The organism is Janthinobacterium sp. UMAB-60, from assembly GCF_900095235.1.
In the GTDB taxonomy this organism is placed as follows: domain Bacteria; phylum Pseudomonadota; class Gammaproteobacteria; order Burkholderiales; family Burkholderiaceae_D; genus Janthinobacterium.
Map to the genome: position 1 here is coordinate 99,092 of NZ_LT607486.1, position 20,863 is coordinate 119,954.

Consider the following 20,863-nt stretch of genomic DNA (forward strand, 5'->3'; position numbering starts at 1 on the left):
CGCCGCAGCATAGAATATTCGTGCCGCCGTGCATAGGGGCGAGATTAAAAGTCGGGCCGCAGGATGCGTGCCGTCAGATGGCTGAGGAAGTCGCGCCGGGTCGGCAGGAACATGCGGATATACACGATGCCGTGTGCGCGCTCATGCTGGTACACGACGCGGATGTCGTGGCACAGGCGCTGCCGCACGTCCAGGCCGAGGTCGCGGGCTTCTTCGATGGGTGCGCCGCTGTCGGGAAAGGTCTTGAGATCTGCCAAAAGTTGCCGAAAGTCCGCAGTGAACTGCTCGCAGGCCGCCGCCGCATGGCGCGCCTGGAAGTCGCTGCGCAATTCCCTGAAATCGGCTGCTGCGCTGTTCAGCACGACGATGCGCGTCATCTCAAGCCTGGTCGAGGCTGGACAGGAAGTCTTCTTCGGACACCACGTCGCCGCGCGCGATGTCCTGGTTGCCCATGGCGATCAGTTTCATGAACGCGTGCTGTTCCTGCATCTGCCGCGCCTGCCGCTTGCCTGCCTGGTAGGCGTGCATGGACAGCACGACCATCTTCGCTTCGCCATTTTGCGTGATGATGATGGGCTCGTCCTGGCCCGCGTCAAAGCTGTTGACGATCTCGGTCGTATTGGCCTTGAGGTAGGAGATTGGCTTGATGCGTTCCTTGAGGTTCATGGCGGCTCCGAATGCGTAAAACTGTGACAGGACTAAATATACACCAAATTTGGTCGTGTCTCCTGATGCTCGCACTTGCCGCTTACGTGAGCGTGGTTTCTGGCAGGCTGATGCGGTTGCGGCCCAGGTGCTTGGCGCGGTACAGGGCGCAGTCGGCCGTGTGGATCAATTGTCCCAGTTCCGTGCCGGGGCCGGGCAGGGCCGTGGCGGCGCCGATGCTGACAGTGACGCAGGCACCGCCGGAGCGCTTGCGCGGCAGTTGCAGCCGCTCCACGCGCTGGCGGATGCGTTCGGCCACGATGGCCGCGCCCTTGAGCGACTGGTTCGGCAGGATGACGGCAAATTCCTCGCCGCCATAGCGGGCCACCAGGTCGTTCGTGCGCATTTCGCTGGCCACGGCGCCGGCCACCTTGCGCAGGCACAGGTCGCCGCCCTGGTGGCCGTGGCTGTCGTTGTACTCCTTGAAATTGTCGACATCGACCATCAGCAGCGACAGGGGCTGGCCCTGCCGCTGGGCGCGCTGCCACTCGGCCAGGATGGTGTCGTCGAAGCAGCGCCGGTTTGCCAGGCCCGTCAGGCCATCGCGCGTGGCCAGACGTTCCAGTTCCACCTGCGCGCGCTTTTCATCGGTCATGTCGCGCAGGGTTTCGACCACGGCGATCAGTTCGTCGCCATTGCCGTAGATGGGGCTGGCATCGACGGCCAGGTAGCGGCGCCGTCCCGTGCGCGGCATGTCGCACCAGTTTTCCGCACACAGATTGTTGCCGGTGCTGTTGCGGTATTGCTGCTGCGCGTGCAGCGCGCGCATGTCGCCGCCGCGTCCGGCCAGCAGCAGGTCGGCCAGAGTGGGGCGCTCGTCATTGTAAAAACAGCGGCCCGGCTCGCACGTGCCCAGTACTTCGCTGGCCGGCACGCCCGTCAGCTGCTCGCAGGCGCGGTTCCAGATCATCACCCGCCCATGCACATCGAGGACAAAGGTGGGCACCACCAGCAATTCCATCATCTTGACGGCGAAACTCTGGGCTTCGCCATACGGCGATGCGCTGGCATGTGCGTGACTATCCGGCATGAATGCATCCTTCCTGGGCGTGAATGGGGGGGAGCTGGCTCCTTGGCCATGATGCAGCGTGGAGTAGCGATGGTGTTGATATAGAGCAATATTTTCAGCGATGGACCATCGCTTCATCGTGGCGGCAGTCTGGCAGGGGCAGCGACAGGTGCAAGGTGGTGCCGGCGCCGCTGTGGCTGGCGATGTGCAGGCTGCCGCCGGCGGCGGCCACGCGCTCATGCATGCCGGACAGGCCGCAACCGAGGCGCGGCGGCGAACCTGTCAGTCCGACGCCGTCGTCGCTGATGCGGCAGGCGAGGGTGTCGCCCGCCTGTTGCAGGCATAGCTGGACATGCGTGGCGCGCGCATGGCGGGCGATATTGGCCAGCGCTTCCTGCAGCGCGTGGTATAGCAGGGGGCCGTGCGCGCTGCCTGCGGCGGCGTCGAGCCGGTAATCGCAGCTGCAATCGATGCCCGTGCTGCGCTGGAAGTCCGCCAGCAAGCCGTCGCACGCCGCTTGCAGGCCGGCATCGAGGGCGGGCGGGCGCAGGTCGTGGATGACGCGGCGCAGCGCCGCGATGCTGAGGTCGACATTGCGCGCCATCACGGCCAGTTGCCGCGCCAGCTGGGGCGTCGCGCCCTGCGTGCTGGCCTGCAGCATGGACAGGTCGATTTTCAGGGTCAGCAAATGCTGGCCCAGGTCGTCGTGGATGTCGCGCCCGATGCGCAGGCGTTCCTGTTCGCGCGCCTTGCGTTGCCCGCTGGCCAGGCGCGTCTGCTCGGCGTCGGCGCGCAGCTGCTCCAGCGCCCGCTGGTGCTGGAGCAACCGGTGCTGGCGCCACAGCAGCAGTGCCAGCGCGCCTGGCACGAGGGCGCAGGCCGCCATCAGGGGCCAGGGCAGGCTGGCTTGCGCCAGTGACCCGGCGGCATGGCCGGCATACAAGGATGCGAGTGCGCCGGCCGTCAGGCAGGCCAGAATGCTCAGGCGATACGGCAGGCGTATCCAGCGTTGCAGCATGACCTTGCTCCCTAAATGTTTTCCAACAAGCAATGTTCTTACAGAAAATATATTAACTTTGGGTTATTTATATTGTCTAAACGCAAAAGCTACGCAGTTATGCCTGCCGCTGTGGCTTTCTTGCCCGTTGACACCTTGGCGCCAGGTGGCGGGCACGGCATTTGCACGGGAAGTGTCGCGGCGACATATAATAGAGGGTTGTCAATCGGCATTTGCGGTTCCGGCGCTGTGCGCGGGCATCGCGGCGGTCGCCCTGCGCGAGGACGCCAGCCAGCTCTTAGGAAATACAGTGACTTATAGCATCAAAGAGATTTTTTATACCCTGCAGGGCGAAGGTGCGCACGCGGGCCGTCCGGCCGTGTTTTGCCGCTTTTCCGGCTGCAATCTGTGGACGGGCCGCGAAAGCGACCGCGCCACGGCCGTGTGCCAGTTCTGCGACACGGATTTCGTCGGCACCGATGGCGAACGGGGCGGCAAGTTCAAGACGCCGCAGGAACTGGCCGCGCTGATCGACAGCCTGTGGCCGGCCAGCTACGCACCGAGCAAATACGTGGTGTTTACGGGCGGCGAACCGCTGCTGCAACTGGACACGGCCCTGATCGACGCCATGCACGCGGTGGGCTTTACCATCGCCATCGAAACCAACGGCACCTTGCCCGTGCCGCCCGGTGTGGACTGGATCTGCGTCAGCCCGAAGATGGGTTCGACGCTGGTCGTACACAAAGGCAATGAAATCAAGGTGGTCATTCCCCAGTTCCAGCAAGACCTGGCCGCCTACGAACAACTGGACTTCGAGAACTTCTTCGTGCAGGCGATGGACGGCCCCCTGGCCGCGCACAACCTGCAGCTGGCCATCGAGACGTGCAAAAGCAACCCGAAGTGGAAGCTGAGCCTGCAAACCCATAAACTCCTGCAAATACCTTAACAAAACAATATGCTGACTATCACACGCAAGCTCGAATTCGACGCGGGCCACCGCATTCCCGATCACAAAAGCCAGTGCCGCAACCTGCACGGTCACCGCTACACGGTGGAAATCACGCTGGTCGGCAAGGTCATCGAAGCGGAAGGCAATTCCGACAACGGCATGATCATGGACTTTTCCGACGTGAAAACCCTGGCCAAGCAGCACCTGGTCGACGTGTGGGACCACGCCTTCCTCGTGTATGAAAAAGACACGGCCGTGCGCGACTTCCTGGCCAGCCTGCCCGACCATAAAACCGTCGTCATCGACCGCATCCCGACCGTGGAAAACCTGGCGCGCATCGCCTTCGAGATCCTGAAAGCGGCATTTACCGACCATTTCGGCACCGGCTTGCACCTGCATAAACTGGTGCTGCATGAAACGCCGAATTGCTGGGCAGAAGTGACCGATGACTGAAACGCACGCTGGCGCGCAGGACGCGCGCTACATGCAGCTGGCCCTGGAACAGGCCCAGCACGCGTGGGACCTGGGCGAAGTGCCCGTGGGCGCTGTCGTCGTCAAGGATGGCGAAGTCATCGCCGTGGGTTACAACCAGCCCATCGGCCGCCACGACCCCACGGCGCACGCGGAAGTGATGGCCTTGCGCGCCGCCGCTGAAAAGCTGGGCAACTACCGCTTACCCGGCTGCGAGCTGTACGTGACCCTGGAGCCGTGCGTGATGTGCTCGGGCGCCATGCTGCATGCACGCCTGGCGCGCGTGGTGTATGGCGCGGGCGACCCGAAGACGGGCGCCTGCGGTTCCGTGCTGAATCTGTTCGAGCAGCCGGCGCTGAATCACCAGACGGCGATCGTTGGCGGCGTGCTGGCCGACGAGTGCGGCGCCTTCCTCAAGCGTTTCTTTGTCGAGCGCCGCCGCGTGCAGGCGGAAGCGCGCAAGCTGGCCCATCCGCCGGCCTGACAGGGCAGAGCCGCGATGGCCTTGTCGTGTTTGCCATCCTTGCCAGCCATCGGGGCTGGCATTTTTTGTAACTGTTGCGAAATAACATCTGTCTAGACCACTTTGCCATTCTCAAATGAGAATGATTCGTGTTACAGTATTGTTTTCGCCAGCAAACTTCCCTTGCGCATCGTTATCGATCCGGGTTCAAGAGCCAGCCTCCACTCTTAAACCGGATCATCATGACTACAGTGCTTCTGCAGCGCTCCGCTGCGCCCATCGTATCTCCCGTTCCTGCCCGCCGCCACAACCTGGTGCTGCGCGCCGCCTTGCTGGGCCTGTTCGCCGCGCCGCTGCTGCCGGTTTGCGCGCAAAATACCGCCATCAACGCGGGTACGGCGGCGCAGGAACCGGCCAGGCTGCCTGTCTTCCCGGAAATCGTCGTCAACGCCAAGCAGGATTACGAACGCCGCGCCGGCACCAGGACGGTCGTCACGGCGGACGACCTGGAGCGCCGCAATGTCACGGACATGGGCGGCATCGTGCGCTACCTGCCTTTGATTACCGCGCCAGCGGCGGCCTCGGGCAGCGGCAGCGTGTGGGATGGCTCGGGCAACACCGGTTACAACATCCGCGGCCTGGAAGGCAACCGGGTCAGCCTGGAGCTCGACGGCATTGCGCTGCCCGACGCGGCACCGAAGCCGGATGGCAACACCCTCAACGCCTTCGCCACGGGCCGTGATTATTTTGACCCTGAAACCTTCCGCGAAGTGCGCATCGATTCGGGCACGACGGCTGCCAGCGGCGCCAATCCCGGCCTGGGCGGCGGCGTGGCTTTCATCACCAAGTCGCCCGAGGATTATCTGGGCGAGGGGCGGGATCACTATGTCGCCTATAAATACGGCCGCGCCACGGCCGACCGCAGCAATGCGCACACCCTGACGGGCGCCGCCAAAATCGGCGCCAATCTGCAGGGCCTGGCCGTCTACGTGCACCGCGACGGCGAGCAGACGGACAGCCGCGGCACCACCCCCGTCAATCCGGACGACTGGCATTCGAACGCCTTGCTGTCGAAGCTCGTGTGGGCCTTGCCGGGCGAACAGAAGCTCGACTTGACGGTCGACATGTTCGAGCGCAAGAACAAGCGCGATCTGCGCAGCAAGGTCAGCACGTATTATCCGACGGGCGTGCAGCAGGATTCCACCACGAAACGTACGCGCGTCAGCCTGGGCCACGACGTGGTGCTCGAGGATTTCGCCCTGTTCGACCGACTGACGTCGAAAGTCTATGTCCAGAACGCGAAAACGCAAGACAAGACCAACGGACGCTACACGTACCGCGGCAACTATTTGCGCTCCATCGACACCAGCTTCAAGAATGACAGCATCGGCGTCACGTCGGAAGCGTTCAAGCAGCTCAATGCGGACAACGCGCTGCTGTACGGCGTGCAGCTGGAACAGCTGAAAACCCGGCGTCCGTGGCGTGAAGACCGCACCGTCGTCGCCACGGGCCAGCATCAGATCACCAACAAGAACCGCATGGCCGACATGGACACGAGCAAGCTGGCCCTGTACGTGCGCGACGATCTCAGCTTTGATCTGGCTGGCAAGAAGGCCGTGCTGACACCGGGCTTGCGTGCCGATTACCGCAAGGACGCGCCGAAAAACCTGCAAAGTTACGCCATCGGCGTGCCTGGCGCAGCCAAGGAAGTGCGCAAGCAGAGCGACACGTATTTCACGCCGAGCCTGAGCCTGTCCGTGGAAGTCTTGCCGCAAATGAACGCCTACGCCACCGTGACGCGCGGCACGCGCCTGCCGACGGCGGCCGAACGCACGGGCACCTATGATTCCATCAGCTATACGGGCGCGGGTACGGGCTATGCCGTGCTGGGCAATGCGAATTTGCGCAAGGAAACCAGCCAGGCCTATGAACTGGGCTTGAAGGGCGACATCGTCAAGGGCTTGAGCATGCATGCGTCCGTCTACCAGACGGAATACAAGAACATGATCGAGTATGTGGCGCAGGAAGATGATCCGGTGAACTATCCGACCATTGTGCAGGGCCTGTTCCGCCCGGAAAACATCGGCAATGCGCGCACCTGGGGCGCCGAGCTGACCCTGCGCGCGGAGCTGGGCGCCTGGGCGCCAGCCATGCAGGGTTACCACGTCGACCTGGCAACGGGCGTGGCCAAGGGCCGCTCCTTCAATAGCCTGACGGGCGACAGCGGCGGCCTGGCCTCGGTGGCACCGGCCAAGTCGGCCTTGACCTTCGGCTACGACCATGCGAACGAGCTGTTCGGCCTGGCCCTGACGGCCGTGCATGCGGGCGAAAAACAGGCGCCGAACGACTTGCTGACGGGCACGACCGCGCCCCGTTTCAGCGTGCCGTCGTACACGATTTTCGACCTGTCGAGCTACTGGAACGTGCACAAGAACGCGAAGATCGTCGTCGGCGTGTACAACGTGACGGATCGCAAGTATTGGGACTACGCCGCCGCGCGCAGCCTGTCCGCCGGCACCACGGCCGCCAATCGCGCCGAGATCGAGCGCTACGCCAAGCCGGGCCGCAACGTGGCCGCCAGCCTCAGCGTCAATTTCTAAATTTTTACCGGGGAGGGGCGCCTGCCCCTCTTATTTTCCATGTTTGATTGAATGGTCTCTCTATGAAGTTATCCAAACTCGTTCTATCCCTGCTAGGCAGCCTGCTGATTGCAAACGCATACGCGGCCCCAGCCACCTTGGCGGAACGCTGGTCCACCTTGCGCACCGAGCAGCCGAAGCTGCAGATCCGCGACGCGGCGCGCGCGCTGGGCGCGTCGGAAGCACAATTGCTGGCAACCAACATCGGCAAGGGCGTCACGCGCCTGCAGGCCGATGGCAACCAGCCGCGCGAAATCATGCGCGCCGCGCTGGACCTGGGCCTCGTGCAAGCGATCACGCGCAATGAAAACGGCGTCATCGAGACGACGGGCGTGGCCAGCAAGTTCAAGCAGGCGGGCGACAAGTCCGAGCAGGCCGACGCCAAGGACCCGGAAACGGAAGCACGCCAGCGCAATATCGCCGGCGGCTACCTGGGCGGTCAGATCGACCTGCGTTTCCACTTTGAAAACTGGAAATATGCATTTGCTGTGGAGCAAGCGGGCCGCGACGGCAAGCCCACGCGCAGCCTGCAATTCTTTGACGCCAACGGCACGGCCGTGCACAAGATTTATGTACGCAGCGACGCGGGCGTGGCCGTCTACGATAAATTGGTGGCGACCTTCCGCATGCCCCAGCAAAGCGCCGAATTGAACGTGCTGGCCGTGGCACCGAAAGCGGCGGAAAAGCCGGACAGCGAAATCGACGTCAAGGAATTCCAGCTGGCCTGGAAAGACATGACGGACGTGCACCAGTTTGCGCAAATCATGCGCGAATTCCACCTGACGCGCGAACAGGCGCTGCGCCTGGCACCGGCCGGCGTGGTCGAGCGCGTGACGCCGCAAGCGCTGCGCACCCTGCTGGAAAACGCGGCGAAGGACAAGGTCGCCATCATGGTCTTCCTGGGCAATGAAGGCTTGACGCAGATCTACAGCGGCAAGATCGAGAAAACCATGGCCGCCGGCGGCTTCTTCAACGTGCTGGACCCGGATTTTAACTTGCACATCCGCGACACGGCCCTGCGCAGCGGCTGGGTCGTCAAGCGCGGCGGCGTCACTTCCGTCGAATTCTTCGACAACGACGGCACGCAAGTGGTCTCCTTCTTCGGCGTGCGCGAGCGCGGCAAACCGCAGCCGCAAGCGTGGGTGGATCTGGCTGATTCCTTGCCTAAGGCTAAGTAAGTAGCAGCACCGTTGCCGCGCGCCGTACCGGCGCGGCAACACTTCAGTTTGAGTGCCGCGTGCCGGTCTCATGTCTGAAGCACGATAGTGGTATGCTGATTGCAAGGCCGCAGCGATCGTGCCTGCGTGCTGGTTCCTGGAAGAGAGGCAATCATGGCAACCATCATGGCGAACGGCCTCAACATAGCTTATGAGAGCCACGGCAATCCCAACGATCCGTGCGTGCTGCTGGTCATGGGCCTGGGCATGCAACTGATCGCCTGGCCGGCGGACTTCGTCGAAGGCATCGTCGAGCAAGGTTTTCGCGTCGTGCGTTTCGACAACCGCGACAGCGGCCTGTCGAGCAAGATGGCGCTGGCGGGTAAACCGTATCTGCCGCTGGCCTACGTAAAAAACCTCATCGGCTGGCCCCTGAAAACATCCTACACCCTCAATGACATGGCGGACGACGCGCTGGGTTTGCTGGCGGCCCTGCGCATTGCGCAGGCGCACGTGATCGGCGTGTCGATGGGCGGCATGATCGCGCAAGTGATGGCGGCGCGCGCGCCGCGGCAAGTGCTCAGCCTGACTTCCATCATGTCGAGCAGCGGCCGGCGCGGCTTGCCCGGCCCCACGCGGGCGGCGCGCAACGCCTTGTTGCAACGTCCGAAACGCAATGCCAGCCGCGCCGAACTGATGGCGCACATGGCCGCCACCGTGCGCGTCATCGGCAGTCCCGCCTATCCCGTGTCGGAAAAATTGCTGTACCAGCGCATCGACGCGGCGCTGCAGCGGGGCACCTGCCCCGAAGGCGTGGCGCGGCAAATGGTGGCGATCGCCGCCTCGGGCGAACGCACGGCCTTGCTGCCCAGCATCAGCTGTCCGGCGCTGGTGATCCATGGCGCGGCCGACCCCCTGATTCCCGTTGCCTGCGGCATCGATACGGCGGCGCTGATTCCGGGCGCCCGGCTGGAAGTGATCGAAGGCATGGGACACGACATGCCGCCCCAGCTGATCGAGCGCCTGCTCGCCTTGATCGATGTGCATCTGCAAGGTAAGATGGCGCCCCAGATGCGCTCCCAGCCAGCCTAGGCGCGCCCACCATTTTTGAAGGCACGGGCATTTTGAAGACACCTGAAATTGGCATCGCCATCGTGGCGCCCGGCGGTTGCGCGCCCGATGAGGCGGCCGTGGCGCGCGGCATCGCCCGCTTGCAGGCGCAAGGCGCCACCGTCCACAATTACTACGACCCCGAGCACACCTTCCAGCGCTTCGGCGGCACGGATGCGGGTCGCCTGGCGCAGCTGAACGCGGCCGCCGCCGATCCGGACGTGCAGGTGGTGCTCGCCCTGCGCGGCAGCTACGGCATCAGCCGCATCCTGCCCGACATCGATTTCGAGCGCATGGCGGCCAGCCGCAAACTGTTTGTCGGTTACAGCGATTTCACCGCCTTCCACATGGGCTTGCTGGCCAAGACGGGCCGCGCCAGCTTTGCCGGCCCCATGGTCTGCGACGATTTTACGCGCGACGAGCCCGAGCAGTTTACGCTCGATCAGCTGTGGTCGTGCCTGGCCGGTCCCACGCACACGGTCATGGGCGTGTCTGCCGGCAATCCGCAGGTCGAATTGCAAGGCAAGCTGTGGGGCGGCAACCTGGCCATGCTGGTCCACTTGCTGGGCACGCCATATTTCCCCCAGGTCGACGGCGGCATTTTGTTCCTGGAAGACGTCAACGAACACCCGTACCGGGTCGAGCGCATGCTGCTGCAATTGCTGCACGCGGGCGTGATTGGGCGCCAGCAAGCCGTGGTGCTCGGTGACTTTTCCGGCTATAAATTGAGCCCGATGGACAAGGGCTACGATTTCGACGTCATGCTGGCATATGTGCGCCAGCGCCTGCCCGTACCCGTGCTGACGGGACTGGAATTCGGCCACATCCGCCGCCGGGTCACCTTGCCGTTCGGCGGCCAGGCGCGGCTGCAATCGGAGGCATCCGGCTTCAGCCTGCAGGTGAGCGATTACCCGACCCTGGCACGCCCCTGAACTCCATAAGCGCCAAACCCGGCAGGCTGTTGCAGCTCGATGTGCTGCGCGGCATCGCCGTGTTTGGCATCTTGCTGGTGAATATATGGGGCTTTGCCTGGGGCACGCTGTCCCTGCGCTACGGCACCTTGCCCGCGCAGCCGCCCGTGCTGGACCAGATTGTCATTTTTTTGGTCGCGGCGCTGGCGCAATTCAAGTTCTATCCCATCTTCGCCTTTCTGTTCGGCGCCGGCTTTGCCTTGCAGACACGTTCCCTGAAACGCCAGCTGGGCAGCTGGGAGCAGGCGCAAGCGGCCTACCGGCGCCGTTTGCGCTGGCTGCTGGTGTTTGGCCTGCTGCACGGTTTCTGCATCTGGAGCGGCGACGTGCTGACTTCGTATGCGGTCGCCGGCATGCTGATCCTGCCGCTGGCGGCCGCCAGGCTCAGCCGCGTGCGCAACCGCGCCTGGCTGGTGGCGGCCGGTTTTCTATTATTCATGTGCTTGTTGATTCCCGTGAGCCAGCAGGGTGGCGCGCCGGACATCGCGCGCGACCTGCAAGGCTTTGCGGACCGCTACGCGATTTACACGCAAGGCGGCGCGTGGGCCGTGGCCAGGCTGCGCGCCAACGATTTCCTCGTCTCGCTGCTGTACGCCATCGTCATGCTGCCGCACGTCATTGTGCTGTTCTTGTTGGGCATCTTGTCCGTGCGCTGCGGCTGGTTGACGCAGCCGCGGCGCCACCAGCGCCTGTGGCGCCGGGTGCGCGCCGTGGGGCTGGGCGTGGGCTTGCCGTTCAATCTGCTGGCGGCAGGCGCCATCGCGTGGCAGGTGGCCGATCCGTATCAAACCGTGTTCGATACGGCCCTGTTCGAAGTGGGCCTGTTCGCGGGCGGTCCCGTGCTGGCGGCCGGCTATGTGGCCGCGCTGGTGCTGGCCGGACCCTTCCTGCTGCGCTGGCTGGGCACATGGCTGGCGCCCGTGGGACGCATGGCGCTGAGCAATTATTTGCTGCAATCCTTGCTCGGCACCTGGCTGCTGCAGGGGCCGGGCGTGGGATGGGGCGCCACACTGCGTCCGGCCGAGATGCTGGGCCTGGCAGCAGCGATCATGGCGGGGCAGGTGATATTCAGCCGCTACTGGCTGCGCCATTTCAGGCAGGGCCCCATGGAAGCGCTGTGGCGCCGGCTGGCGCGCCTGCCCGCTTGAGCTAGTCGGCGTCCCAGTCGAAGGCGCCTTGCGGCGACGCCGGCGGCGGCGCCCTGGGTTTGGCGGACGGCACCAGCGGATTATCGACGGCATGCCACTCGAACAAATCCACGTCGAGCATGCAGGTGCGCGCCAGGTGCAGCGCTTGCTCGCGTGTCAGAGTGGGGTCCAGCCAGCGGTGCGCGTCTTCCCGGCTGACGGCCACAGGGCGGCGGTCGTGGATGTCGACCATGCCACCGAGGCTGTCGGCCGTCACCAGCACGAAGCCCGCTTCCTCGCGGCTGAACTTCCAGGGGCCGAAATGGGCCAGCGCCAGCAGGAACAGGGGCGCGCGGTCCTTGCGGTGGATGTGCCACGGCTGCTTCGTGCCTTTCTCTCCCGTCCATTCATACCAGCCGGACACGCAGACGATGCCGCGCCCCGCGCGCAGCAGCGGCTTCCAGTAGGCGCCGGCCAGTTTTTCCAGCCGCGCATTGATGGCGATGGGGATTTTTTTCTTGCCGGGCGCGGGCACGGCCTGTGCGGCCCAGGCAGGGCGGTAGCCCCAGAAGACATCGTCGACCCGGCGCACGCCATCCTCGATATGCAGCACGGGCCGGTAGGTGCCGGGCGAGACGTTCAGGTGCGGTTCTGCCTCGCTGTCGAACACCGCGTCAGTCCAGCCGAAGGACGACGCCAGCACGCGCGCCGTGTCATTTTGATCGAATCGTCCACACATGGCGAAATCATACCCGATCGCCATGGCGCGCGGGCTGGCACGCAGGCGTGGGTGTGGGCCAACGTACAGACTGCGGGCGGGATATGGCGCACAGTGGAAGTCAGTCAGGTGGCTGACGCTTCTTGCATCGGAGGAATTATGTCGTTTGAAAATCCCACCATCCACAAAGGTTTTACCATCAGCGCCACGGCCAGCCAGCGCCGCGATGGCCGGTGGGTCGGCTCGTATGTCAGCCAGAACCAGGCGCGCGGCGCGTATGCGGATACCTGCGACTACGACGATTGCAGCAATGAAAAAGAGGCGCAGCAACTGGCGCTGTCCGTCGGCTGGCGCCTGGCCGATGGCATGCAGGCACGTTAAGCTGCGCGCTGCGTCAGCGTTTGCGCCGCAAGGCCAGCAGCAGGCCTGCGAACGGAAACAGCAGGGCCGTGCCCAGCCGTACCGGGGTCAGCGAAGCGGCCTCCGGGCCCAGCACATGCGGCAAGGCCAGCAGCAACAGGGGCGCTGGCACGGCAATGGCGAAGAAAAACAGGTACCACGAGTAGCCATTCTTCTTGGCCAGCAAGGCGATCAGCGCGCAGCCGATCAGGAAGACCAGCGGTAGATTCACAAATTCCATGATGACGCACTCTTAGCAAGGGGAACGCGATTATACGCGCCGCTCCTTGCCGAGGCTTAATTGCCGACCAGGTCAGGCGGCTGTGGCGCCTGCTTGCCACCGGCCGGCGCATCGGCGGGCAGCAGCGCCGTGATGGCGCCACTATAGATAAGTTCCTGGGCGTACGCCGATGCCTCGATCAAGGCCGCATGCGCGGACTTGAAGCTGCTGGGCGTTTCTATCAGGACGGGCTTGGCATACACCTGCTGCGTATCGCCGCGCTTGCTGATCAAAATCATGCCCCGATAGCGTCCATCCTTCTCCAGCGCCCCCGCCACATGAAATTCATAGCCCCGGATCTGGTGTTTTTGTTGCTGATCCATGTCTCCCGCCTCCAGACCTGATTGTGGTGGCTCAGACCTTTTTAAGCGTATCGAACAGCTGAGTGATTGATCTTGCTCAATACTTAAATTCTTGACGACGATCCAACGCACGTCACGACGGCTGCTGCAAGCGTAGCGAGCGGAGGGGATATGTGGCCGAGAAGCGCAACCGTACATAAGTACGGTGAGCATCGCAGGCCGCAAAGCCCCCCGCGCAGTAGCTTGCGGCAGCCGTCATCACCCAGCGCGAATGGCGCGGATCTGTTGGGCCGTCTCTTCGATCTCGCGATACGCTTCCTGGATATAGCCATTGATCGGATGCCCGTCCATCCACTCGAAATAGGCGCGCTCGTCGTGCTTGATGGCAAAGGGGACATGGTGATCGCGTATCGACACGGCCGTGTCGCGCACCAGCGCGGCAAAAAGCAGCTCCAGAGTTTCCATGATGGTCACCTTGCGAGACAGGAATGCAGAGTATTCAATGTAGCACAAAGCGCGTCTTTGCCCACGCCCGGTGATCGCGGCGTGCGCGCCTGCCAGGTCTGCGTTGCGGCTATCATGAGGCCCGGCGGCACGCTGTGTGTCCGCACGTCAACCTGGATTGTAAAGTCATCCTCATGGAAATTATTCTTGCTCCTTCCAACTTGGGGCTGCGGCCCCTGGCTCCCGGCCATGAACCGGGTACCTGGCGCGCGCCAGCCGTGCTGATGGCGAATGGCCTGGCAGCGGCCGTGGGCGCGATCGCCATCGTGCCGTTGCCGCGCCCCGCCTATACGCCCCTGGCGCAGCCTGGCACGCGCCTGTACAACGGCGTGACGATGCGCGCATTCAACCTGGAACTGGCCGCGCGCGTTGCCGACAGTCATGCGCGCGGCGCGTTTCCGCTGGTCATAGGCGGCGACTGTTCCGTGCTGCTGGGGGCCTTGGCAGGCGCCCGGCGCGCTGGCGGCGTTGCGCTGGTGCATGTGGATGGGCATAGCGATTTCCGCCATCCGGGCAATTATGACCCCGCGCAAAGCCTGGGCGCCGTGGCCGGCATGGACCTGGCCCTGGCTACGGGCCGGGGCGAAGCGCTGATGACGCATTGGCCCGGCGTGGCGGCGCCGCTGGTGGCGGAAGAGCATGTCGTGCAATTGGGGGAGCGGGAAAACCGCGACGCCGATTTCGCCTGGCCGGACGTGAATGATACGGCCATCACGCGCATCGACGTGTTCGATGCCAACGCGGCCGGTCCCGCCGCCGTGGCCAGCCGCATCAATGCCGTGCTGGACAGGGCTGAAGCGCGGCGCTTCTGGCTGCACCTGGATGTCGATGTGCTCGATCAGGCGCTGATGCCTGCCGTCGATTCCCCTGGCAGCCCCGGTATTGCGCCGGATGCCTTGCTGGCCATCCTGCGTGCCGTGCGCGACGGCGGCGGCTGCTGCGGCATGAGCGTGACGGTGTTCGATCCCGACAAGGACCCGGATGGCAGTTGCGCCGCCTTGCTGGTGGAGCTGCTGGGCCAGCTTTTCGCGCCAGCCCGGGCTTCAGGCCGGATGGCCGATATGCTCGTATAAGATCACGCAGCCGATGATGATCAGCACCAGGCCGCCCACCAGTTCGGCGCGCCGGCCCGCCACCGTGCCCAGCACGCGGCCCAGCATCACGCCCAGGGTCACCATGACGAAGGTGGAAAAGCCGATGGCGGCGGCCGTGACGACGATGTTGGCGCCCAACAATGCCAGGCCCGCGCCGACCACCATGGCGTCGATGCTGGTGGCCAGGCCCGTGACGGCCAGCACCCAGAACGAGTGCGACTGGGCCGGCGCTTCGTCCTCGTCGGCGTCGGACAGGGCATTGCGTATCATCAACAGGCCGATGATGCCCAGCAGGCTGAAGGCGATCCAGTGGTCCCACGCTTCCACGTAGGGTGCGGCCACGCTGCCCAAGGCCCAGCCAATGATGGGCGTGATGGCTTCGATGACGCCAAAGATCAGGCCCGTGCGCAGCGCCTCGCGCCATTGCGGCTTGTGCAGGGCGGCGCCCTTGCCCACGGCGGCCGCGAAGGCATCGGTGGACATGGCGAGGGAGAGGGCGGCGGTGGCGGCGAAATTCATCGTTGGCTTTCAGTAAAACCTGGCTGGGATGGTTAGTTGCAAACTACAAGCCCGGCGATTTTACCCTACGTACAGCACCACGGCAGAGGCCAGCAGGCAATAGGCGCCAAAGAAATGCCAGCGGCCCTGTTCCAGCCAGCGCGACAGCCAGCGCAAGGCCAGCAAGCCGGCCAGGAACGATAGCAGCATGCCCAGCAGGCTGGGTCCGAGCAGGTGCAGCAGGCTGTTGCCGTGTTCCAGATGGTCCAGGCTGCCATTTGCCACGGCCTGGTAAAAGCGCCAGCCTTCCTTGACCAGCACGGCCGGCGTCAGCACGACGGCCAGGGCAAAGCTGAATTCCTCGGCGCGGCGTTGCGGCACGCCCATGGCGATGCCGGCGGAAATGGTGGCGCCCGAGCGGGAAAAACCCCGGAAGGGCAGGCACAGGCCTTGCACGGCGCCGATCACCATCGCCTTGCCGATGGACAAGGTGCCATGCTGGCGCGCCTGCAGGCGCGAGGAGACGATGATCAGCACGCCGGCGGCGGCCAGCGCGGCGGCCATCAGTTTCGCATTGCCGAACAGGTGCTCGATTTCAAAGCCGGGCGCATCCTTGCTCATGAAATGAGTAATGCCCTTGAGCAAGCCGAAGCCGACGATGCCCGTCAGCGCCGTGGCGGCCGCGAGCAGCAGCACATTGCTGCGGAAGGCGACGGTCGAACTGAAATACGTGGCGCGCCAGGATGCCCAGAAATACACGATGACGGCGAACATGGTGCCGGTGTGCAACATCACAAGCAGCATGGTCAGTTCCGGCGAGGTGGGGTCCAGGCCCATCCATTTTTCCGCCATGATGACGTGGGCGGAGCTGGACACGGGCAGCAGTTCGGCGAAGCCCTGGACGATGGAAAGAATAAATAGTTGCAAAAAGCTCATGGGGGCGGGACTCGGGCGGGGGAAGATGAACCGCCGATTTTACCCGCCGTAGCGTGTGCCTGAGCCGTGCGCGCCATTACAGTTTGTCCATGTTGGCGCAGGCCAGCAGCACGCCCAGCGCCATCAGCAGCGTGCCGATCAGCCGGTCGAGGGTCCGCTGGTGCTTGACCATGCGCAAACGAAAGCGCGCTTGCGAGAAAAAGATGGCCACGAGGGTAAACCAGGCCAGGTGGATGGCGGACATGCACAGCCCATAGCCGAACTGGACGCTCAATGGCGTGCCGGGCCGCACCACCTGGGTGTAGGTGCTGATGACGAACAAGGTCGTTTTCGGGTTCAGCGCATTCGTCAGGAAGCCGTTCAGCAGGATCGTGTGCCGGGGCACGCTGGCGCCGCCATGCAGGTCGATGACGAGGCCCGCACGGTTGCTCCAGGTTTTCCAGCCGATCACGATCAGGTACACGGCGCCGACAAACTTGATCGTTGTAAACAGCGCCGGTGAACTGGCGATGATCAGTCCCACGCCAAACATCGTATAGAACACGTGCACTTGCACGCCCAGCGCGATGCCGAGCGCGGCCAGCAAGCCCGCGCGGCGTCCATGCAGATAGCTGTTGCGCGTGACCATCGCGAAATCGGGGCCGGGGACGATGGAGGCCAGCAGGGTAATCAATGCAACGGCAAGCAATGCGATCATGTATCTTCCTTGGAGAGTGGCGGCCGCATGGTAATCGGTGAGTATTCGTCGCCTGTATGGGCAAGACACTGCGCCCATGCCGTTGGCCGGAAAGCACATTGTCCGTATAATGGCGGCCGATGAAAAACGATGATATCTTGCCGATATGTGTGAGGAAAAATGACAGATCATGACCAGACACACAGCACTCGGTAGCTTGCGTTTCTTCGAGGCGGCGGCCAGGCTGGGCAGTTTTGTCCAGGCGGCGGACGAGCTGCACGTGACGCACGGGGCGGTCAGCCGGCAAATCCGCCTGCTGGAGACGTCGCTGGGCACGGCCTTGTTCGAACGCCGCAACCGCGGCGTCTTCCTGACCGCACCGGGCGCGCAGTTGCGCGATGCCGTGCAGCAGGCGTTCGAACGGCTTGACGCCGCCCTCGATGCGGTGCGCCAGCCGACGCGCCCGGCGCCGCTGGTGGTGTCGTGCGAGCCGACGATTGCGATGAAATGGCTGATCCCGCGCCTCGGCGACTTTTACCAGCGCCATCCGGAAGTGCCGCTGCACCTGTTCGCCTCGGGCGGGCCGGTGGCGTTCCAGCGCGACGCGGTGGACGTGGCGCTGCGGCGCAACGATTTTGCGTGGGATGCGGCATTGCATGCGGAAAAGGTGTGCGACGAATGGATCGCGCCTGTGTGCGCGCCGGCCCTGCTGCGGCAAGGGCGGCTGGACTTGTCCGCGCAACGCCTGCTGCACACGGCGTCGCGCCCGGCCGCCTGGGCGCACTGGCGCGCCGTCGGCACGGACGACGGCGGCCACGGCGACAGCCAGACCTACGAGCATTTCTATCTGAGTCTGCAAGCCGCTTGCGCCGGCCTGGGCGTGGCGGTCGGCTCCGTCTTCATGGTGCGCGAAGATATCGACAGCGGGCGCCTGGTCGCGCCCCTGGGTTTCCGGCGCGACGGCAGCGGCTATTTCCTGCTGTCGCCGCTGCCGTTCGACGGCGATGCGCGCCGCGCCACCTTGCTGCACTGGCTGCGCGAGCAGATGGGGCAGGCGCTGCCGGTGGCGTAGCCGCCCCGTTTATTGCGGCGCGGCGGCGGGCTTGAACACGGCGCGGAACGCTTTCAAGGCGGCCGGATGGTAGATGGTGCCATGGGTCTCTTCCGGCATCTTTTCCTGGTGCCATTGCAAGCCGGGTGGCGCCTGTTTTTCCAGCACCTGGGCCAGGCGCTGCACTTCAACGGCGATGCCCGCCTCGCTGCTGGACGCCAGGTACAGGCTGTGTTTGCCCGGCTTGCCCTTGGCCAGCAGGGCCGCCGCCTGACGCGGCAGGGCGCCATGATTCCACCACAGACTGGGGTCGAAGGCCAGGTAATGGTCGAACAGCTGCGGTTCCAGCAGATACGTTTCCACCACGAACAGGCCCGCCAGCGATTCGCCGACGATGGCCGTTTCGCCCGTCGTGCGGTAGCGCCGATTGACTTCCGGCATCAATTCATCGCGGATGAAGGCCCGGTAGGCTGGCGCGCCACCCACCACGGGGGCGATCTTGCGGTCTTCGGCATTGTCCGTCGGGCCTGTCAAGTCGCGCCGGCGCTGCGTGTTTTGCATGCCGACCAGCATGAAGGGGCGCATCGTGCCATTCGCCACCGACACTTGCAGCAAGCCGGCCACGTGCAAAAAGTCTTCCGCCACGCCGCCGTCGGGCATGTACAGCACGGGCAGCGGCGCGTCGGGCGGCGTATCCCAGGCGCGCGCCATGTACACATTGATGTGGCGCTGTTCCTGCAGCGCCTGCGAATCGATCGTGAAACTGTCGCCGATGACGAGCGGCGTGGCCGCGCTGGCGGCAGCGGCCGGTGCGGCATGGGCGAGGTGGAAGGGGCTGGACAGCAGCAGGGCGGCGGTGAGGTGCAGTGCAAGGCAAGAGCGGCGCATGTTTTCCCGTGATAAAGGATAAGTAAGTCGGATCGATGGCATGTATATGTATGGACATGCCACCAAGCAATTCTATCTTATCTTTGGCGCAGCATTACTTGATCGTCAATATCTTGCGCTCGCGCACGATTCCCGTCTTGTCGATCGTGTAGGCGACCAGCAGCGCGCCATCGTCGGCGCAGGCATGGCAGCTCTTCAGGGGCGTGGAAAACAGCACGCTCTGGCCGCCATCGGCGGTCGTCGTGCTGCCAATAAAGTCGGCGGGGGCGAACGGCACGGCGTCCGGATGGGCGGCGGCAAACGCGCGCCAGGCCAGGGTGGCGCGGTCTTCCTCGCGCACGGAGTCCTCGTCGACGTCGATGGCGGCGCCATCGCTGCCGATCAGCAAGCTACCTTCATTCGTGTTGGCGCGAAACGGATAGGTGACGGTGGCCAGGGCCGCCTTGCCCAGTGGGCGCCAGGCGGAGATGAAACCGGCCTTGTTCGCCTTCACCAGCATGTTGGCGGCGGCGATGGCTTGCGGGCGCGCGCCCGAGCGCTGCATGGTGCGCAGCAGGCAGACGTCGGGCGCAGTTTGGGATTGTTCGCTGCGGCAAGCCGACAGCGAACGTTCCTGCCACACGGCGCGCGCATCGATGGGGCCTGTCGGCTGGGCATGGGCCGCCTGCATGGTGGTCAGGGCGGAGACGGCAAGGATGGCGCAGCCGGCCAGATGGCGGGAAAAGCGTGTGGGCATGGGGAGTCCTTTCAGTGCGGGAAACAATGTATCGTCATCGATTATAGAAGGAGGGCCGTGCCCGCCCACGCACCGCAGACCCGTTCAGCGCTTCTTTGCCGCCGCCTGGCGCAGGGCCTTCGCTTCCTGCTTGTTGGGAATGTGCGGACGCGTGGCCAGCTCCGCCTTGACGGCGGCGATGGCGGCGCCGAACTGCTGTTCCGCGTGTTCGACGCTGGCGCCCGCATAGTGCTGCTGGTTGGATTGCGCGGCACGCAGCCGGCGCAGCAGCGCCAGCAATTGCCTGCCGTGCAGGGCAAGCAATTCTTGCGCCAGCGCTTGCCTGACCACCGCGCCTTCCACATGGTCGGGGTCGATCAAGCGCAGCACGGCCAGGCCCGCAGGCTGTGGTGCCGGTGTCAATTTGTCCATCCAGCCATTCTAAACGAGGCCAGGATTACAGGTAGTCCCAGATTTCATCGAAAGTTTCGCGCGCGAAATCGTTGCGCCAGGCTTCCGAGTCCTTTTCGCGGCTGACGGCAAACACGGCGCGCCACGTCTGCTTCGGTGCGCTGGTGTAGGTGGCGGCGATCTTTTGCAGGCCAGCCTTGCATTGCTCGACCTTGCAGCCGCTCTTCGCCAGTTGCTGGGCAGCCGCCGCCCATGCCACGGGCACCTTGACCACCTGGCACTCGAAGCTGACGGCGGCCGTCTGCATGCCGTTTTCCACGGTGACCGGGTCCGCCTTGGTGGCCTGGCACGCGGCGCCATTCTTGGCGGCGATGACATTGGCGGCCAGCAATTCGGCGGCCGGCGTCACGGTCGCGCGCATGGGGGCGGGGAACAGGTCGGCGATCAGCTTGCCGGTTTCCGTTGGAAACTTGGCGTCCGCTTCCTTCAATCCGCTGTACGACGCGTATTCGGCGCTTTGATGGCCCGCCAGACGGGTGGGGCGCAGGTAAGCGTTGAGCTGGGCGACGCTGGCTTCATCCTGGTTGATGATGGTCTTGATGTACAGGTTGGCGACGGCTAGCGGCGCCAGTTCCACGGCGGTTTCCGCGGCGACGGCGGGCTGCGCCAGCGCCGCGGCGGCGGCAAAGGCTGCGGCCAGCAGGGCAGCGCGCGATGTTTCTTGTGTTTGATGCATGTATTTTCTCCACGATTCGATGTCAGGTGCCAAAAGATGCCTTATAGCAACTCTGGC

26 protein-coding genes are annotated in these 20,863 nt (G+C 64.4%); 11 read left to right on the plus strand and 15 right to left on the minus strand.

Annotation, left to right across the window (positions count from 1 at the left end; translation table 11 throughout):
- Positions 1 to 44 precede the first annotated feature (44 nt).
- From K0F86_RS10365 to K0F86_RS10380, 4 genes are all read right to left on the minus strand, one after another.
- Positions 45 to 377 (minus strand): type II toxin-antitoxin system RelE/ParE family toxin, encoded by a 333-nt coding sequence (locus tag K0F86_RS10365; protein ID WP_219134317.1) that lies wholly within the window; start codon positions 375 to 377, stop codon positions 45 to 47.
- 1 nt (position 378) lies between these two features.
- Positions 379 to 666 carry a type II toxin-antitoxin system Phd/YefM family antitoxin gene (locus K0F86_RS10370; protein ID WP_219134318.1) on the minus strand — a complete coding sequence of 96 codons (288 nt, stop codon included), beginning with the start codon at positions 664 to 666 and terminating at the stop codon, positions 379 to 381.
- 82 nt (positions 667 to 748) lie between these two features.
- Positions 749 to 1,735 (minus strand): diguanylate cyclase, encoded by a 987-nt coding sequence (locus K0F86_RS10375; RefSeq protein ID WP_257572087.1) that lies wholly within the window; start codon positions 1,733 to 1,735, stop codon positions 749 to 751.
- 94 nt (positions 1,736 to 1,829) lie between these two features.
- Positions 1,830 to 2,732, minus strand: coding sequence for a sensor histidine kinase (locus K0F86_RS10380; RefSeq protein WP_219134319.1), 903 nt, complete (start codon positions 2,730 to 2,732; stop codon positions 1,830 to 1,832).
- Positions 2,733 to 3,021: 289 nt separating this feature from the next.
- Between K0F86_RS10380 and queE the strand changes: the two genes are divergently transcribed.
- From queE to K0F86_RS10420, 8 genes are all read left to right on the plus strand, one after another.
- The gene (queE, locus tag K0F86_RS10385; protein WP_219134320.1) at positions 3,022 to 3,657 is read left to right on the plus strand and encodes a 7-carboxy-7-deazaguanine synthase; all 636 of its coding nucleotides are present in this window, start codon (positions 3,022 to 3,024) and stop codon (positions 3,655 to 3,657) included.
- A 9-nt stretch (positions 3,658 to 3,666) separates the two neighbouring features.
- Complete coding sequence (gene queD / locus K0F86_RS10390; RefSeq protein ID WP_035819191.1) at positions 3,667 to 4,113, plus strand: 6-carboxytetrahydropterin synthase QueD; 447 nt, start codon at positions 3,667 to 3,669, stop codon at positions 4,111 to 4,113.
- Entirely contained in the window at positions 4,106 to 4,615 is a 510-nt protein-coding gene (gene tadA, locus K0F86_RS10395; RefSeq protein ID WP_219134321.1) for a tRNA adenosine(34) deaminase TadA, read from the plus strand. The genes queD and tadA overlap by 8 nt, the downstream gene beginning before the upstream one ends.
- Positions 4,616 to 4,836: 221 nt before the next feature.
- Positions 4,837 to 7,194, plus strand: a complete 2,358-nt coding sequence (locus K0F86_RS10400; RefSeq protein ID WP_219134322.1) for a TonB-dependent hemoglobin/transferrin/lactoferrin family receptor — start codon at positions 4,837 to 4,839, stop codon at positions 7,192 to 7,194.
- Positions 7,195 to 7,256: 62 nt separating this feature from the next.
- Positions 7,257 to 8,411 carry a hemin-degrading factor gene (locus K0F86_RS10405; protein WP_219134323.1) on the plus strand — a complete coding sequence of 385 codons (1,155 nt, stop codon included), beginning with the start codon at positions 7,257 to 7,259 and terminating at the stop codon, positions 8,409 to 8,411.
- Positions 8,412 to 8,564: 153 nt separating this feature from the next.
- Positions 8,565 to 9,482, plus strand: a complete 918-nt coding sequence (locus K0F86_RS10410) for an alpha/beta fold hydrolase (protein ID WP_219134324.1) — start codon at positions 8,565 to 8,567, stop codon at positions 9,480 to 9,482.
- Positions 9,483 to 9,514: 32 nt separating this feature from the next.
- A complete protein-coding gene (gene ldcA, locus K0F86_RS10415) occupies positions 9,515 to 10,432 on the plus strand; it encodes a muramoyltetrapeptide carboxypeptidase (RefSeq protein WP_219134325.1) in 918 nt (305 codons plus the stop codon).
- A gap of 29 nt (positions 10,433 to 10,461) precedes the next feature.
- The gene (locus K0F86_RS10420) at positions 10,462 to 11,619 is read left to right on the plus strand and encodes a DUF418 domain-containing protein (protein WP_257572088.1); all 1,158 of its coding nucleotides are present in this window, start codon (positions 10,462 to 10,464) and stop codon (positions 11,617 to 11,619) included.
- Position 11,620: 1 nt separating this feature from the next.
- On the opposite strand, the gene K0F86_RS10425 is transcribed toward K0F86_RS10420, so the two are convergent.
- Positions 11,621 to 12,337: an SOS response-associated peptidase gene (locus K0F86_RS10425; protein ID WP_219134326.1), complete on the minus strand. Its 717-nt coding sequence runs from the start codon at positions 12,335 to 12,337 to the stop codon at positions 11,621 to 11,623.
- A gap of 138 nt (positions 12,338 to 12,475) precedes the next feature.
- Here K0F86_RS10425 and K0F86_RS10430 point away from each other — a divergent pair, with 138 nt between their 5' ends.
- A complete protein-coding gene (locus K0F86_RS10430; protein ID WP_219134327.1) occupies positions 12,476 to 12,697 on the plus strand; it encodes a hypothetical protein in 222 nt (73 codons plus the stop codon).
- Between the two features lie 13 nt (positions 12,698 to 12,710).
- Here the strand turns inward: K0F86_RS10430 and K0F86_RS10435 are convergent, their stop codons facing one another.
- The 3 genes from K0F86_RS10435 to K0F86_RS10445 form a co-directional block, all read right to left on the minus strand.
- Entirely contained in the window at positions 12,711 to 12,956 is a 246-nt protein-coding gene (locus tag K0F86_RS10435) for a hypothetical protein (RefSeq protein ID WP_219134328.1), read from the minus strand.
- Positions 12,957 to 13,012: 56 nt separating this feature from the next.
- Complete coding sequence (locus K0F86_RS10440) at positions 13,013 to 13,318, minus strand: hypothetical protein (RefSeq protein WP_219134329.1); 306 nt, start codon at positions 13,316 to 13,318, stop codon at positions 13,013 to 13,015.
- A gap of 237 nt (positions 13,319 to 13,555) precedes the next feature.
- Positions 13,556 to 13,762, minus strand: coding sequence for a hypothetical protein (locus tag K0F86_RS10445; RefSeq protein WP_219134330.1), 207 nt, complete (start codon positions 13,760 to 13,762; stop codon positions 13,556 to 13,558).
- A 173-nt stretch (positions 13,763 to 13,935) separates the two neighbouring features.
- On the opposite strand from K0F86_RS10445, the gene K0F86_RS10450 reads away from it, so the two are divergent.
- Positions 13,936 to 14,874: an arginase family protein gene (locus tag K0F86_RS10450; protein ID WP_219134331.1), complete on the plus strand. Its 939-nt coding sequence runs from the start codon at positions 13,936 to 13,938 to the stop codon at positions 14,872 to 14,874.
- Here the strand turns inward: K0F86_RS10450 and mntP are convergent.
- The 3 genes from mntP to K0F86_RS10465 all read right to left on the minus strand — a co-directional run bounded on the left by mntP (position 14,845) and on the right by K0F86_RS10465 (position 17,026).
- On the minus strand, positions 14,845 to 15,414 hold the full coding sequence (mntP, locus tag K0F86_RS10455; RefSeq protein ID WP_099763654.1) for a manganese efflux pump MntP: 570 nt from the start codon (positions 15,412 to 15,414) through the stop codon (positions 14,845 to 14,847). The two genes, K0F86_RS10450 and mntP, sit on opposite strands and share 30 nt — an antisense overlap.
- Positions 15,415 to 15,474: 60 nt before the next feature.
- Entirely contained in the window at positions 15,475 to 16,329 is an 855-nt protein-coding gene (locus K0F86_RS10460) for an undecaprenyl-diphosphate phosphatase (RefSeq protein WP_219134332.1), read from the minus strand.
- Between the two features lie 76 nt (positions 16,330 to 16,405).
- On the minus strand, positions 16,406 to 17,026 hold the full coding sequence (locus tag K0F86_RS10465) for a LysE family translocator (protein WP_219134333.1): 621 nt from the start codon (positions 17,024 to 17,026) through the stop codon (positions 16,406 to 16,408).
- A 169-nt stretch (positions 17,027 to 17,195) separates the two neighbouring features.
- Between K0F86_RS10465 and K0F86_RS10470 the strand changes: the two genes are divergently transcribed.
- The gene (locus K0F86_RS10470; protein ID WP_219134334.1) at positions 17,196 to 18,077 is read left to right on the plus strand and encodes a LysR substrate-binding domain-containing protein; all 882 of its coding nucleotides are present in this window, start codon (positions 17,196 to 17,198) and stop codon (positions 18,075 to 18,077) included.
- Between the two features lie 9 nt (positions 18,078 to 18,086).
- Here K0F86_RS10470 and K0F86_RS10475 read toward each other — a convergent pair whose 3' ends face one another.
- The 4 genes from K0F86_RS10475 to K0F86_RS10490 all read right to left on the minus strand — a co-directional run bounded on the left by K0F86_RS10475 (position 18,087) and on the right by K0F86_RS10490 (position 20,806).
- A complete protein-coding gene (locus K0F86_RS10475) occupies positions 18,087 to 18,944 on the minus strand; it encodes an alpha/beta hydrolase (RefSeq protein WP_219134335.1) in 858 nt (285 codons plus the stop codon).
- A 94-nt stretch (positions 18,945 to 19,038) separates the two neighbouring features.
- Entirely contained in the window at positions 19,039 to 19,680 is a 642-nt protein-coding gene (locus tag K0F86_RS10480) for a hypothetical protein (protein WP_219134336.1), read from the minus strand.
- 84 nt (positions 19,681 to 19,764) lie between these two features.
- Positions 19,765 to 20,091: a hypothetical protein gene (locus tag K0F86_RS10485; protein WP_219134337.1), complete on the minus strand. Its 327-nt coding sequence runs from the start codon at positions 20,089 to 20,091 to the stop codon at positions 19,765 to 19,767.
- A 25-nt stretch (positions 20,092 to 20,116) separates the two neighbouring features.
- The gene (locus K0F86_RS10490) at positions 20,117 to 20,806 is read right to left on the minus strand and encodes a hypothetical protein (RefSeq protein WP_219134338.1); all 690 of its coding nucleotides are present in this window, start codon (positions 20,804 to 20,806) and stop codon (positions 20,117 to 20,119) included.
- Between the last annotated feature and the right edge of the window lie 57 nt (positions 20,807 to 20,863).